The organism is Phormidium sp. CCY1219 (assembly GCF_055795085.1).
Window position 1 is genome coordinate 1 of the sequence record NZ_JAYFEQ010000225.1, and the last position, 14,781, is coordinate 14,781.

The window sequence follows — 14,781 nt, forward strand, 5'->3', positions numbered from 1 at the left end:
AAGGTAGAGAATTTTTCATTTCGGAGGTGCAAGCGCGGTAATGACTATTCGGCTACGTACCACATCAATCTGAGAAAGGCTATACACTCGAGAGAGATTAAAATAAAGGCGATTTAGTTTACAAGTTTATGGAAACCGATTGGCAGGGATTGTGCATCTCGAAATCGTCACGCCTATGCCGATTAAATGTGCGGTTGCTTTGGGGGGGGGACCTCTAGGAGAATCTGACCTTTTAAAGGGGATAAACTGGCTCACCCTCAGAATAAAGCAGAAAATAAGCCGATGGAGCGATCGGCACGACCAAAGCAGTTTCAGGCATGAAGAATTGAAGATGAGGCACTCGATCCAAGCACTGTGGAAAAGGCTACGGCGCAGTTGGCAATATGCAGCTGCATTCTGGCGGCGCTTGTTTGGCAAGTGGAGCAAGCCGTTTCGAGCTTCCCATTCAGGGAAAACAGTTGTCTTGAAGCCGCAACCCCGTGCGCCCTTAACCCCAGTAGACTATGAGTTTTTATTTACCCAACTGCTAGAAGGAGTGCATCGGGGGTGGACTCAGATGCAGGTTTTGCAATTCATCAAAGGTTTAGGGTACGGAGGATACCATAACACGGCCTCATCTGTCAAGTCGGTGGCGAAAAATGAAGGAGAAGAAAAATGGGTGGAGTGGTTGCGGGAGTTTGGCGATCGCCTGCTCGAGTCCCCGATTCCGAATCGCGAATTGGCAAAGCGCATGGTGCAGTTAGGACAGCTCAACTGTGGCACATTGGCAGAGGTTGCCGGTGAAATCGGACAACAATTGCTCGATCGCCCAGGGCAAATTCCCCAATCTATCGATTCTGCTACGAACTCTATCTCAGACAAACCAGAGGATAGGGTAGAAAAATGGCTCAGCCAGGGACAAGCCCAGCTCGATCGCCGACAATATCCTTCCGCGTTAACCAGTTTTCAGCAAGCGGCGCAATTGACATCGCAAAGCGCAGAAGTATTGTATGGGTTGGCGGTGGCTTGTCATCGGATGGGACTGTATCGAGAAGCGATCGCCCATTTGGATCGCTGTTTAGATGCCCATCCAGAGCACGCCCCCGCCCTAACGCAGCGGGGGCTAGCTTACCAAGCGTTACAGGAGAGGGAAAAAGCTACGGCGGATTTTGAGCAAGTGGTGGAAATGGCAGCGAACTCGCCCCAAAGCTATTGTGCGCGAGGTAAAGCGTTGGTACAATTGCAGCGACAAGAAGAAGCAGTCGCAGCCTATGAGGAAGCGATTAGGGTAAATCCCACCAGCCATCACGCCTGGTATAATTTAGGGAATGTACTGTACGACTTGCAGCGCTACGAAGCGGCGATCGAGTGCTATGATAAAGCGATAGAACTGCAACCGGACTATGCAGCGGGGTGGTTTAACCGAGGGGCGGCGTTGGGAAACTTGCAGCGCTACGAAGCCGCGATCGCGGCGTTCGATCGCGTGTTGCAAGTTCAACCCCATGACTATGATGCCTGGTTATGTCGGGGACAAACCTTAGAAAGATTGGCTTATCAAGCCGAAGCGATCGCCGCTTACGATCGCGCCCTGGAACTGCGCCCGGATGACCCCACAGCGTGGCGCTACCGCACGCAAGCGAGCGATCGGTTGAAAAATCAGTAGTCAAGCACGGCAAAATTGCCCGTGAGTGTAAGGGAATTGCGATCGCCTACCCGCACTTTTATTTAAACCCGCAAAAAGGCTCGCGCTCTACCCTTGTTTGGTGAGCGTCGCGATCGATTGCCCTCGGAATTTATGCTAAAATCCAATCAGCTTTCAGGTTGAAAAACCGCCGACCCATACGAAAATGCTGCGGAAACAGTAGACACTCTCAAACGAAAAACACTAAAGGGCAAAAAGTAGCGAGAACTCTTTAAACAGCCAGAGCCAGCTACAACAAGGATAAATGAAAAACCCAAAAAAGTCGATGCCCTCAGCTCGGTAGAGTAGGGCATACCCGAACCTCTCTTGACATAGAGACGCCGCCGAGAGAGCTATCCATAGGTGGGGATCTAGATAATAGCAAGTGATATTCTAGTACCCTCGGAATTGACATAACCTTGTCGGGAGGATGTCAGGTTCGTGAAACCCAAAAATTTAACCGCCCTTTGGGGTGCACGAGTGCTGCAACCCAAAGGGCGATAGAGAGGGTTAGTTTACTGAGTTTACCGATAGTCTAGCCGGTTTCTTCATTGGCGGTAAAGGTGGCTTCGCCACACCCCTCTCGCCCTTCTCCTTGCTTCACGTATTCTTGCCAAAGCCTTGCCAATTCTTCAGCTTGCGATCGCGATTCGGGAGAGACTTGGTACATCCGCCTCGGTCGTCCTCGTCCTTCAACTTTTTTCCAATACCCTCGAATTGCTTCTTCGTTTTCCAGAAATTTGAGCGCGCTATAGAGTACAGTGTCGGACAGTCTATACTCCGGGTATTCGCGCTCTAGTTTTTGGATCAGTTCAGTTCCATAGGAATCTCCACTCAACAAGACTGAAAGAACGTAACACACGGTCAGTTCCTTATTCAAATACGTCGGTGGTGGATTTTGAAAAAAATCATAGATATCTTCAAACTTCATCTGATTTACCCGCTGAATACCCCATTTCATACTGATTTAGACAGGTTTTTACGCCCTGAAATTTTGACGGTTTTGTGGTTGTTTGCTAGCTATAGGGTCAAAATCAACCCCGATTACCTGAAAGACCCAAGCCCCGAGCGAAAATGGTTATCGATTCATCATTATTCCGGCACAAAGCCAGAGATAAACCAAGTCATTTTGGCTCCAGCATGAATCCGAAAACGCTTTTCAGCTAGCCTCTCGCTCTTGTGAACTCGGAAATTTATTTATAGAAATAACCCGATTCACCACTGGAATAATTGAACGGGATAAAATAACCCCGTAATTTTCCATCCTTTGGGTTGGAAAATTTATCAAATTTCCGATTGGCTTTTGCTGCTAGAAAGGCTTCCAGTCAGGATTCACTGCATAACCACCTGGTATAGAGTTGTCAAGACACCCTATTTCAAGTCAACTTTTACAGCTTGATGCACCCTCAATCAGCGAAAATCAGCACCCTAATTCAATAATTCAAACGCCAGGAAGTTTCTCGTATAACTGGCTTCAATAAAAAGTAGGTCGCTACCTTTGAAACGATGGCGCTTATTGTTAGACTTCAAGCCCCTGTGTTATCTCACGCCTACTTTTCAATAACTAAATGTCACCCTCAATGTTGTGGAAAACGCCATCCAAGCCCGGTTAAGTTTCAATTTAAATTGAGCTTGTCAAAGCAAGTCCGGAAATATTTTTCCTCATCACTCTTGCGATCGCCGCTCGCCAAAATGCACCCTTTCATATCGATGCCCATCTATGTTGCCCACCAGGAGCAAAAAGGGCACGAGACGGCGGAAAAATGCAACTCTGCGTTGAGACTTTGGCGCTTACAGCTACCTTACGGACATCCTTTGCGGAGTTAGGGACACAATCTACGGTCACTTTACCCAGAGTCTGCATCCGTATCAGTACAACACACACCCAACCCACTGGTTCGGGATTTTGCGACCCTTAGACTGGGGCATGAGCATAGAGCTGATGGCGGTTTCGCCCGACTCGAGGGGGGTTTTTGAGAAAACTCCATTATCGAGACGTAGGCTCTGCGATGCCACACACTACCAGATAAATCAGTCTCCGACAGGAGATTTACCCTTAAAATTACCTCGATGATATTGAGCTTGTCGTGCATTGTTTGGCGATCGCCCGTCGTGTCCGCTATAAACCACCCTGGATCGGGATTAAAGCACCTCGTCGAGCAACAGTACATCTGTAGGAACAACTGCTCCTCAGACTAACCGCTGTAAGCCACTGATATTTCGCTCTTGCAGACGCATCCCCGACCTGGTGACGATCTTCTCGCCGCTAATGTTCTCAATTTTCTTTCATTGTGGCTTAAAATTCAACCTATCCTGCCAAAACTCTCATCAATGCAACCCACTTGTCCGGCAACCTGAGAGTGCATTGGTCTATCATTAAGCAAGAGCGGCTTGGCATGAAAGCCCATCACGGCAACTGCAAATCTCTATGTCAGATAACTCAGACCTCAAAGCACTTCCACCAGCACTCCAGCGCGTTATTCCTGCATTTCGCAGGTTTGGCTGGATTAGTTTCTGGGTGCAGGTAGTCCTCGCTGTGGTCGCTGGACTCATTTTCTTATTTGCCATTTTGGTGGATAGTCCCCAAGCAACCCAAGGTGCCAGTACCAGAAATGTCGGCACCGGTCCGGGCACGTTTTTCGCCGTACTCGGACTGATTACTCTAGGCATCAGTATTTATTGGGCATTTCGTTATACCCGTCTGGCTATCCAGCTTGAATCCCCAAATCCCAAGCTGCGCCCGAAAAAGGCAGATGCATTCCAACTGCTACAGCGTGGTTTAATCGTGAATTTAGTCGGAATGCTATTCTCCCTGATGGGTGCAGAAGCGATCGGGGGCACCCTGCTGGCAAAGGCAGTGCAGTACCAAGCCGGCACCCTTCCCACCACGGCTGTTAATCTCAATCAGTTTATTCAACCGTTGGATATTTTTGTGGTGCTGGCCAATACTCATACGATTGTCGCCCACTTTGCCGGAATTGTCACCGCCTTGTGGTTGCTCAATTGGATTTATAACAAAACTCAGGAGTAATTCATCGGCTTGAACAGTGGGAGAAATTCAACTCTCCCACCGATTATTTCGCGAAATTCAGCGCAATGCTTCCGCCGCCTAAGTGTTCCTACCGCCCGACACCGCGCGTCTCATCCCGAGAGGCTACCAGGCTACCCTTCGCGATCGCTCAAATCTGGTGGCGGGTTGCACAACGCCAGTTTAATCCTTGGCGATCGCTTAAGGAATAATGGCTTCCGGCGGCGCAATCCCAGAGGTTGGGGCAAAACTTTGGGGGGACGAACTTACCCCGGGGGAAGAAGTTGGTGCGGTGGTTTCCGTCGCGGGAGAAATTACTCCCGGATCCGGTTCGCGCAGGTTTTCGGAAGCGGTTTGCTCTGACATCCACGCCAGTCCCCCAATTGCCCCTGCCATCAGGGCGGTGTAGCCAAGATATAAATGTACTGGACTTAAGGAAAACCCGAGTTTGGGATCCTTGGCAGACCACGAGGGCACCACTTTGGTTTCCGATAAGGGTACCGACAAGCAAGCTGCCATTCCAGTACCCTCTAATCCCATCACTTCTCCAATTTTATGGATAAAGCTGCGGACGTAAATATGTTCTGGCAATCTGTCAATGTTCCCGTTTTCGAGAGCTTGCAAATGATGCAAGGGAACTAATGTTTCCCGATGAAGTTCTTCTAGGGATAAGGAGCGCTCTTGCCTCGCTCGTTTTAATTCTTCCCCCATTTGCCGTATGGCTGCTTTCCATTTTTCAGCCGAGTTTTCATTATTTTCTCCAGTGTTCTCCCCGGTTGGCTGGGATGGGAAAAGCTTCTGCAATGTTTGTTGAAATTTAGAGTTGCGATCGCCTCGGTCTGTGCCATCCCCACCACGGCGCTTCCCATTGGCGCTGTTCGATTCTGCGTCGTTGAACTCTCCCTGGGCTGTTTGCCACTCGGCTATATCCTCTGGAGAGAAACAAGGTGACGGCGACTCCCCTAACACCCGCAAATGATTTCCGCTAATTTTCTCCCCCCCAGTTAATTTTTCTTCTTTCGCGTTTTTAGCCACTTGCTTCAATGCCAGCCAGATGGCTTGTCTAGCCACTGCTTCGAGCAAAACTTGGGCACTTTCCTCCCGCTTGTCCAGTTGCTTTTCTAACGTTTTAAGAACGCTCTGGTAAACTTCCGTCTGATAAAGTTCAGCCTGAATCTGAGTCAAGATAGAAGTGGTTAATTCCTCTTTGTAACCTGACTCCCTGGAAATAGAGACCGATTCCATTGCTATAAAACTCTCCCGGTTTCTTAGTCAACACTTAATAAAAATAACAAAAATTGCTTCATGTCTTCAATTTGGAGAAATAAAATATAAGCTTTAATGACCTTTGCATAGGTTACTAAATATCTTAATTCAGTTGTTTTTTAAATACTCCGGATAAAAAAGAATTCATTCGTTCCTACAGCGCCCCAGTCCCCTGAATTTTCTTCTTTGATGGAATAAATAGAAAAACTTGCCACCGGGCAATATAGACCGCTATAAACTCTAGTGATATGGGGAAATTACTGGAAAACCAATCCTTCTTTTACGGCTACTACAAAACCGGAAAAAGCAAGGGGAAGTTTTGTCGTTTCCTGGGGCATGGTGCAACTCGGGAAACCATTTAGCCTAGGCAACTCCTGAAGGCAAAACAGCAGTTTCCCACCACTGAAGCTGGAACACCCCCGGAATGCGATCGCGCTACTCGAGCGGCTCATCCCCGCTTTTCTCAAGCCAATACCATCGGTTGACAACATCGGCCTTTTTGGCGCGATCGCAGCTTTGGGTTCGCTTCTTCCAAAACCTCCTATGTCCCTGGGAGGAAGCTGGCCGAAAAATAATTTCCACTGATGTGTCCTTGTGATATCCTGATGAGTGCCATCGGTGTCGAGGGGGTTGCCATCCTAACAACTCCCGCGTGCGAGTGACCGCCCCTCGGGCTATAGCTCCCAAAATTCATACACCCCTGTCCTAGGTACTGCTTTTAATCCTTCCCTTATCTGTCTCATGTCGCGATCTCAATCCCCCAACGAAAATGGACAAGCCCACGCTGATTCCGTAATTCTGACGGATGAATTTGGCCGCTCCCTGCCTTGCTATATCGAGCATTCTGTAGAACTTCACGGTCAAACTTACGTGCTTCTCATTCCCGTGGATACTCCCGTGGAAATTTTTGCTTGGCCCGATGATGAGGAGTCAGACGAACCTATCCCCGTCACGGAAGAAGAAATTGACCAAATCTTTAATACGGCAAAAGCCGTTCTCGAGGAACAAAATCTGAACCTCAAGCGCACTGCTGTCACCTTGACGGTCAGTGGAATTCTTCCTGACTTCTCAGAAGAGTCCGAAGAAGAGGAAGAACCTCTGGGTGATGAAGAATATGAGGAATTGCAATTGCTGGCAAATTTCTATGAAGAAGAACAAGAATATGCCATCTATGCTCCCCTTGACCCTTTCTTCATCTTAGCTCGACTCAACGATCGCGCTGAGCCTGAATTGCTCAACGATGAAGAGTTCAAACAACTCGAACCGCTGATGCCCACCTTGGAACAGATAATTCAAGAACGTCTGTTTGAAGACCTGGATTAATCGAGTTGCTTGCCCCGGTTTTTACCCCTGTCCCCCGCCCGGGAGACACCCGGGGACTGGTGTCAGGCTTTCCCTTAGCCCGTCCCCGGGTGAAACATTGTCAATATTCCCGGTTTTTTCCTTCTGTTGTCACCGCGAGTTTTTTTATTAACTGGGTTGAAGTTAACTAGCAGGGGAAAAATAAAACCGATACCAATTGAAGGTGAAAAGGGGTAGGCTAGTGGGCGAGGGAGAGAGAGGATATCGATATTCAAAAACAGGCTTGTATCGTGTCTTGCCTGGGGGGTTTGCTTCTGCGGGAGCCGGGGAAGGAGTTAACATGAACGAACCGGAATTTATGAAAAGTTTACAGCAGGGAAATTGAGTGGGGGGAAAATGGAGAAAAATGCGGTAGGATTGGTTTTCCAGGAAAAAAATCGCGAGTCCACAAACCAAATTTGGGTTGGTGGAAACAGTAGCAGAAAGCTTGCCAAAAAAGCTACCCTAAAAACAATCCGGTAATCGTAAACCTTTAATCTACCGCAAATGTCCCGTAACGTATGGCACCGCAAGGCTACGCTTATAGGTAAACCTACCAGAATGCTCGAGGGTGGTGTTTGCAAACCGATCCACTGAGCGGTGGGGATTGCCGGGAGTGCTAAAGCTTAGGAAACGGAGGGCGGGAATCTGCTTGCGGCAGCCAGCGATCGTTATTGAAGCTAAACATGCATATGGCAGCTGGAAAAACAAAGACAAATTGGTTCTTATATCTGATGCTGGTCACGATCGCCATTTTGGGAGTTGGGGCGTGGCAGGGCTGGAATTGGTGGGTGCGATCGAGTGCGCCAGTGGAAGCATCTTCCGGGGGAGATTCTCCCGATTCTCCACCGCAGTTGGAAATTGTGGAAGTCAAACCCGGATCCCCAGGACAGGTCATCGGGCGTCAGCTAGAAGAACAAGGGGTGATTCGTTCGGCAACGGCGTGGAACCTTTGGACTCGCTGGTTATCGCGGCAAAATGCCGGTGGCGGCTACAAGGCGGGAATCTACCAACTCTCCCCCACTCAACCGATGCAGGCGATCGCGGAAAAATTGTGGAATGGAGAAGTCATGCAGCTCGATTTCACCATTCCCGAAGGGTGGACCTTGAAAGATATGGCTCAATACTTCGAGTCAGAAGGCTTTTTCAGTGCGGCAGAATTTCTCGCCGCCACGAAAGAAATTCCCTATGCTCAATACCCTTGGTTGCCAGACAATTTACCGCATTTAGAAGGGTTTTTATATCCCGACACCTATAAACTGAGAGCCGATGACATTTCTGCAGAGGCAGTCATCAAACAAATGCTCGATCAGTTTGAACGGGTGGCGTTGCCCACTTATCAGCAAAATGCCTCGTCAACCGATTTGAGCCTCCTCGAATGGGTCACGCTTGCCAGTATTGTGGAAAAAGAATCGGTGGTTGCCTCAGAACGGGGTTTGATTGCCGGGGTGTTTACCAATCGGCTGGAAAAGGGGATGAAATTAGGAGCCGATCCGACGGTGGAATATGGGTTGGGCATCAAACAAACTGCCGATCGCCCTTTGACTTGGGATCAGGTGGAAACCCCTTCTCCGTACAATACCTATCTCAATCCGGGTTTGCCGCCCACTCCTATTGCCGCCCCTGGAATTCCGAGTTTAGAAGCCACGTTGAATCCGGAAGAAACCGAGTTTCTTTATTTTGTGGCTCGCTATGATGGCACTCATGTGTTTAGCCGCACGTTAGCGGAACATGAGGCGGCGCAAGATGCGATTTGGGATCGCCGGGAAGCTGAGCAACAATAGAATCGGGGGCTAGGCTTTTTCTTTGCCAATTTTCCCCTCGGTGGGAGGAGTGGCATTCATGTGTCACAATTATGAGCAGAAGAGGACGGGCGAGAGTAGAATTTGGGCAAGAGGCGACGCCCAGCAGCGACAGAACCCATCGGTACTTCCGAGCAGTGCGAACAGGTTCGGGGATGGGATGGGAATGTCTGCCCAGATGCTACATCAGCCAATCTTCAAGGGCAGCAACTCTTGGGTTTCTCGTTCTGTTGGATCTCGGGCGAAGCGATCGACAGAACTCATCATGTTTTGATGGGGGTACTCGAGCGTCGTCGGATGGATTTATTGATAATTAAATGTTATGACTTGGGGCAAACTCTTAGAGCCTGATTTATTTTTGGATGACTCGATTTTGAGTCTGACGCCGGCTATTTTGAAGCAGTACGATATTAAGGGACTGGTATTGGATGTGGACGATACTTTGGTGCCGATTAGCGAGGTTACGGTGTCTGACTATTTGCAGCAGTGGGTGGAACAGATTCGACCGATTGTCCCGGTGTGGTTGGTGAGCAATAATATCAGCGAATCTCGCATTGGTGGAATTGCGAAAGCGTTGAATTTGCCCTATATTACTGGGGCGGCGAAACCGTCGCGGCGAAAGTTGCGACAGGCGGTGGCGGCGATGGAGCTGCCGGTGGAAAAGGTGGCGATGGTGGGCGATCGCTTGTTTACTGACGTCCTCGCGGGCAATCGCTTGGGAATGTTTACCATTTTGGTGGAGCCAATGGTGGATCCGGGAATGGTGGCTCCCCCCCCTTACCGACTGCGATCGCTCGAAGTCTGGCTGTCTCAAATCTTTGGCGCTTCCCTGACGGGTGGAAAATAAATCTTTGTTTTTCGTTACAACTTTTTACAAAGCGAAATATAAAGAAAAGATTAAGAAATCCTCACCCGGGCAAAAAACTCAGGCAGAATAGAGACAGTTCAAATGGGGTCAGCCGATATAAAGACCCTAACCATAAAACCCCACCCAATATTTTCCTCCAAGAAAAGCGCCAGCCTTCACCGAAACGAGGGCTGGCGCTTTACAATCATAAACGGGTCGGTTGTCCGCTGTTTGTCAGGAAAACTTGACAAAATATTGCTAATCGCCAATTATTAATACCTAATAGAGCTTGCAAGTTTCGGATGTCGCAAACCATAATCGTCAAAATCGGTACTTCCAGCCTCACTCAAGTCACGAATGGCAATCTGGCGCTTTCCACGATTGCCACCCTGGTGGAAACCATGTGCAATCTGCAGCGAGAGGGGCACCGACTGGTGTTGGTGTCTTCCGGTGCGGTGGGGGTCGGCTCTGGTCAGTTAGGCTTAAAAGAACGCCCGCGAACGATGGCGCGCAAACAAGCGGTGGCGGCTGTGGGTCAGGGACGCTTGATGCGAGTTTACGACGACTTATTCACCTCCCTGGGACAACCCATTGCCCAAGTGCTGCTCACCCGCAGTGACTTGATGCAGCGCGATCGCTACGTCAATGCATACAACACCTTCCAAGAATTGCTCAACCTCGGGGCGATCCCGATCGTGAACGAAAACGACACCGTGGCGGTGGAAGAACTCCAATTTGGAGACAACGACAGGCTATCGGCAATGGTTGCCAGTTTGATCGAAGCGGACTGGCTGTTTTTACTCACCGATGTCGATCGCCTCTATTCCGCCGATCCGCGCTCTAATCCCGATGCTCAACCGATTACCCTCATTCAAAACCTCGAAGAACTCACGCAACTACAAGTAGAAACCAGCGGCACTGGCACCAACTGGGGCACCGGGGGCATGTTCACCAAAATCGAAGCCGCGCGGATTGCCACCAGTGCGGGGGTTCGCACCGTGATTACCTCCGGTCAACATCCGCGCAATATTGCCAAAATCCTGCAAGGCGAACCGATTGGCACCCAATTTGAAGCGCAACCGCACGCTAGCAATGCTCGCAAGCGCTGGATTGCCAATGCGGTGATTCCTTCTGGAAAAATCTATCTCGATCGCGGTGCGGTCAAAGCAATCTGTAAGCGCGGCAAATCCCTGTTAGCGGCGGGAATCCTGGATGTGGTGGGAGAATTCGAGGCATCGGATGCAGTGCAGCTATGCGACAGCCAGGGTCAGGAAATGGCTCGCGGTTTGGTCAACTATAGCAGCGCCGAACTGCAAAAAATTCAGGGCTACCGTTCGGAGGAAATTCCCGCCATTTTAGGCTACATCGGTGCTGACACGGTAGTTCACCGGGATAACTTAGTTTTAATAAGCTAATTCTGGCGATTGCCAATTCTGCCAGCATTTGGCTGAATCTTCTATAATCCCTAACAGAGATTCCCGGTCAATTGTCAATCCCGCAAATACTTTAGTTGGACATTGCGCGAATTATGAACCCCGATAACCTATTTGAATTTGTGCATACCGGATTTCGTGTCGGTGTGGGGGCGACGGCTTCCCTACTCGAGAGCATTCAAGATTCCGAGAAACGCGAAGAAAATCTGGCTGACTTGCAATTAGATAGCAGCGAACTGACGAGAAAATGGGCTGAAAAAGGCGAGATGACCGAACGCGAAGCTCGCAATTTCGTCGATACCTTGATGAATCAAGAGCGATCGCCCTCTGAAGCGCCCTCATCTGCTTCTTCTACTCCCTCGCCCGCTGCACCCTCTAGACCCCCGGAGGATCCGCAAGTTTATCAAGATTTGCAGGAACTCACCGCCCAGGTTGCTGCTTTGCGAATGGAATTAGAAATGCTACAGCAGCAAAACCCAGACACCTAAAATCAGGGTGTTGACGACTCTGGCGCGTCAACACCCGATGATTTATTTGGCTGCCATTTCCACAGAGGCGACTGGCACCTGGTTGAGCCGATCGCTCGTCGCCACGGTATCCAAGTCAACCCTCTCTTCTGGTTTGCGATCGTCCGATGCAATCCACCACAGCACCACTGCCGGCACCACTCCTAAAGCAATGCTGAGTAAGGTGGGAATCACAAACTGCGAATCTAGTGCCACTAACGTAATAATCGCGCCGAAGGCAAAATTCACTAAATAGGTAATCAACGGTAAACCCAGTTGCGGACGATACAGTTGCAGCCTGGTATTGCCCCAGAATAGGGCCGCTACGGTCATATATATTGCGCCTGTGCCCATCCAACCCAACAGATTTCGGTAGGGCATTCCAAAAAAGGCGCCGGTTTCTTGGAATTGCCAAAACGGAAAGCCGGTTTGACTCATGGCGGGGTCGAGTACGAAATCCCAGGCGGTGAGCAGGACCGATCCGATCGCGATCGCGCCGAGGTGCCGCACCCAGTTGGGCACTTCTTTCGCTTCTAACGCTGCGCGCCCTAACACGTAGGAGACAAACCCCATGTAAAACCACGACAGGGGAATGGTAAACGGCACCAGTCCCGCAATTTTATAACCTAACCCACTCAAATATTGATAGTGACCGAAGGGAAATCCGGTACTGGTTCCCAATAATTCGCTTCCCAAGGATAAAAATACTGACGGCAACATAAATGTTAGCCACCGTCGCATTCCAAGGTGCCTATAGGCATAGATGGCCACCGCCGCAGCTCCTAAAATGATATAGGACACTCCCCCCCCAGCCATGCTCCACTGGAAACATTTCTGTCCCCATGATGATAAGTTGACGATAAATTCTGGATGGGGTAAGACTAGCAGCAGCCCTGCCAGTCCAAACGCCATTGACGCAGTATGGGTAATCAGGCAGAGACGTTCGGCAGTTGCAAGTTGCTTCATTGTAATTCTCAAACTAATCTGACACTCAGATGGAGCTTCATAATAGTTTACAAATCTTTAGGAAGAATAGAACGTTTGATTTGGGTCAGGAAGTGGCGAGTTGAGCAAAAGCGATAGCACAGGGAGGTGCCTGACCTAAATGTAGCTCAGGTAACACAGAGAAACGCTATGGGTAGGGTAAGGGAAACAGAAGCGGGGCGAAAATTTTTAAGAAGGGATTTTTTGAACAAAAGCGGGGAGGAGGGGATGAAGGGTGGGGAATCGGATCCGGAATAGAGGCGATCGGCGGGGAAAAATCCGTGGTAAATCTTCTGTGACTCTATCTCGGAAGTGGCGAGACACCGAATGGCAATTCCGTGCCCTGGAGTGGGCGAACAAAATGATATAAACCTGGAGATGCCAAGTCACAGAACCCACAGTAGGTGGCTTGGCCACTATAAACCCCTATTTTACGATTAATTGAGGAGCAATTGTGGCGATCGCAGAAACACTTGGAATCGGACTGGGAAGCGCCGCTGCGGTACTCGCAGCCGCTGGAACCGCCTTTGAACTGAAATATCGGCAGCGTCCCGGAAACGAACTGGACCTGACCACCGGCACCTGGAAACAGGAAATCCTCTCCCCGGATCGACATCAGCTCATCGGAGAACTCGAAGCGATCAACCGCACCAAAAACCTAGAGATTATGGTGCCCGAAGTGAACGTAGATGTCACCCTATTATCCGATCGCAGCTTAGAAGAAGTCACCTGGCGGACGAAAATCGTTCCCATGCACCCAGATGCCCCTGCCAGAGAAGACGGATACTGGTTTGCCTACATCGTGAAAATTGGCAAAACCACCCGCTTCAAAGTGGCGATCGAGATTTGCGGACCGCATCTGGAGGGACTCAAATCCGCCTTAGTCAAAATCACCTACGTCACCTACGGGCCGCAAGGGCGGATTCCCAAAGACCGCTATGTGGTGGTGCCCCTGCAATATCCCGACCAGGCGGCGGAGACCTCCTGGCGAGAAGTACCCGACGCCGAGGCGGAAATTTTACCCATCAAAACCCATCTGCTCAGTAACCTCGACAATGCCACAGGGGTGGTGAAACGGTACGTAATGCCCCACGCCCAGCCCGGGGATGTGGTGACTATTGGCGAGACCCCCTTGGCGATTATGCAAGACCAATGGCGACATCCGAGCGAAGTGCGCCCCGGTTTTGTGGCCAAACGCCTGTGCTACTTCTTCATGCCCACTGCCAGTTTAGCCACGGCTTGCGGCTTGCAGACCTTAGTAGATCTGGTTGGACCGCTGCGGGTGGTGCTGGCATTCATGGGGGGGGCGATCGGCAAAATCCTCGGCAAAGGCGGCGGCTTTTATCAACTCGCCGGGGAACAAGCAAGGCTAATCGATGACGTCACTGGGACATTGCCCCCTTACGATCGCTTTATCGTCCTCGGGCCAGACAACCCGCAACAGGTGGTAGATACAATAAAGAAAGAAACCGGATTATCTGCTGCCATCGTAGACGTCAACGACTTGAAAGCCGTTAAGATATTGGCAGCAACACCGGATCTTTCCACTGCCTTTCTAGAAAAAGCCTTAAGAAGCAATCCTGCAGGCAATGCCGACGAGCAGACCCCTGTAGTATTAATTCGACCGCGCAATCCATCCCAATCGTAATTCGGAACCCCGAGGCGATGGACCGAGGTTGCAAAGGTACCCAAATTTAGCCTAATCGCTAACCTCGGTTCTCCAGTCGGGGAGGCAGGGGAAGATCCCTCTCAGTGCTGCGCCATACAAGTTCCCGTTTGCGGAACGGTTTGTTTGCCCAGTTCTGGACTTCGATGCTAAAGAGAGACTCCCCCCAACGTCAGGGACTCCGTAGAAACCAACCCCATATCTAAAGCCAGGGGCTTGTACTTCTAACCACCTGACCAGCCTAAACC

The 14,781-nt window shown here is 50.1% G+C and carries 11 protein-coding genes; 8 read left to right on the forward strand and 3 right to left on the reverse strand.

The features are described 5' to 3' along the window. Positions 1–331: 331 nt before the first annotated feature. A complete protein-coding gene (locus tag AC0QH1_RS02055; protein WP_324629113.1) occupies positions 332–1,642 on the forward strand; it encodes a tetratricopeptide repeat protein in 1,311 nt (436 codons plus the stop codon). A 553-nt stretch (positions 1,643–2,195) separates the two neighbouring features. Here AC0QH1_RS02055 and AC0QH1_RS02060 read toward each other — a convergent pair. Next, positions 2,196–2,591: a PadR family transcriptional regulator gene (locus AC0QH1_RS02060; RefSeq protein WP_324629125.1), complete on the reverse strand. Its 396-nt coding sequence runs from the start codon at positions 2,589–2,591 to the stop codon at positions 2,196–2,198. 1,497 nt (positions 2,592–4,088) lie between these two features. Between AC0QH1_RS02060 and AC0QH1_RS02065 the strand changes: the two genes are divergently transcribed. Continuing rightward, positions 4,089–4,691, forward strand: coding sequence for a DUF3611 family protein (locus AC0QH1_RS02065; protein ID WP_324629114.1), 603 nt, complete (start codon positions 4,089–4,091; stop codon positions 4,689–4,691). A gap of 198 nt (positions 4,692–4,889) precedes the next feature. Here AC0QH1_RS02065 and AC0QH1_RS02070 read toward each other — a convergent pair whose 3' ends face one another. Next, entirely contained in the window at positions 4,890–5,933 is a 1,044-nt protein-coding gene (locus AC0QH1_RS02070) for a helix-turn-helix domain-containing protein (RefSeq protein WP_324629115.1), read from the reverse strand. A gap of 762 nt (positions 5,934–6,695) precedes the next feature. Between AC0QH1_RS02070 and AC0QH1_RS02075 the strand changes: the two genes are divergently transcribed. From AC0QH1_RS02075 to AC0QH1_RS02095, 5 genes are all read left to right on the forward strand, one after another. Next, positions 6,696–7,277, forward strand: coding sequence for a DUF3727 domain-containing protein (locus tag AC0QH1_RS02075; RefSeq protein ID WP_324629117.1), 582 nt, complete (start codon positions 6,696–6,698; stop codon positions 7,275–7,277). 752 nt (positions 7,278–8,029) lie between these two features. After that, positions 8,030–9,079, forward strand: a complete 1,050-nt coding sequence (mltG, locus tag AC0QH1_RS02080; protein WP_324629118.1) for an endolytic transglycosylase MltG — start codon at positions 8,030–8,032, stop codon at positions 9,077–9,079. Positions 9,080–9,419: 340 nt separating this feature from the next. Further along, positions 9,420–9,944: a YqeG family HAD IIIA-type phosphatase gene (locus tag AC0QH1_RS02085; RefSeq protein ID WP_324629119.1), complete on the forward strand. Its 525-nt coding sequence runs from the start codon at positions 9,420–9,422 to the stop codon at positions 9,942–9,944. 302 nt (positions 9,945–10,246) lie between these two features. After that, a complete protein-coding gene (gene proB, locus AC0QH1_RS02090; RefSeq protein WP_324629120.1) occupies positions 10,247–11,359 on the forward strand; it encodes a glutamate 5-kinase in 1,113 nt (370 codons plus the stop codon). A gap of 113 nt (positions 11,360–11,472) precedes the next feature. Continuing rightward, positions 11,473–11,865, forward strand: a complete 393-nt coding sequence (locus tag AC0QH1_RS02095; protein ID WP_324629121.1) for a hypothetical protein — start codon at positions 11,473–11,475, stop codon at positions 11,863–11,865. Between the two features lie 42 nt (positions 11,866–11,907). Here the strand turns inward: AC0QH1_RS02095 and cruF are convergent, their stop codons facing one another. Beyond that, positions 11,908–12,849: a gamma-carotene 1'-hydroxylase CruF gene (gene cruF / locus AC0QH1_RS02100; RefSeq protein WP_324629123.1), complete on the reverse strand. Its 942-nt coding sequence runs from the start codon at positions 12,847–12,849 to the stop codon at positions 11,908–11,910. A gap of 478 nt (positions 12,850–13,327) precedes the next feature. Between cruF and AC0QH1_RS02105 the strand changes: the two genes are divergently transcribed. Continuing rightward, positions 13,328–14,515, forward strand: coding sequence for a F420-0:Gamma-glutamyl ligase (locus AC0QH1_RS02105; protein ID WP_324629127.1), 1,188 nt, complete (start codon positions 13,328–13,330; stop codon positions 14,513–14,515). The last annotated feature ends 266 nt before the right edge of the window (positions 14,516–14,781 follow it).

What these genes read in the sequence shown, in the direction of transcription:
- AC0QH1_RS02095 (WP_324629121.1), top strand. Translation starts at nt 11,473, where the DNA reads ATGAACCCCGATAACCTATTTGAATTTGTGCATACCGGATTTCGTGTC.
- AC0QH1_RS02065 (WP_324629114.1), top strand. Translation starts at nt 4,089, where the DNA reads ATGTCAGATAACTCAGACCTCAAAGCACTTCCACCAGCACTCCAGCGC.
- AC0QH1_RS02070 (WP_324629115.1), bottom strand. Translation starts at nt 5,933, where the DNA reads ATGGAATCGGTCTCTATTTCCAGGGAGTCAGGTTACAAAGAGGAATTA.
- AC0QH1_RS02055 (WP_324629113.1), top strand. Translation starts at nt 332, where the DNA reads ATGAGGCACTCGATCCAAGCACTGTGGAAAAGGCTACGGCGCAGTTGG.
- AC0QH1_RS02085 (WP_324629119.1), top strand. Translation starts at nt 9,420, where the DNA reads ATGACTTGGGGCAAACTCTTAGAGCCTGATTTATTTTTGGATGACTCG.
- AC0QH1_RS02075 (WP_324629117.1), top strand. Translation starts at nt 6,696, where the DNA reads ATGTCGCGATCTCAATCCCCCAACGAAAATGGACAAGCCCACGCTGAT.
- proB (WP_324629120.1), top strand. Translation starts at nt 10,247, where the DNA reads ATGTCGCAAACCATAATCGTCAAAATCGGTACTTCCAGCCTCACTCAA.
- AC0QH1_RS02060 (WP_324629125.1), bottom strand. Translation starts at nt 2,591, where the DNA reads ATGAAGTTTGAAGATATCTATGATTTTTTTCAAAATCCACCACCGACG.
- cruF (WP_324629123.1), bottom strand. Translation starts at nt 12,849, where the DNA reads ATGAAGCAACTTGCAACTGCCGAACGTCTCTGCCTGATTACCCATACT.
- mltG (WP_324629118.1), top strand. Translation starts at nt 8,030, where the DNA reads ATGCTGGTCACGATCGCCATTTTGGGAGTTGGGGCGTGGCAGGGCTGG.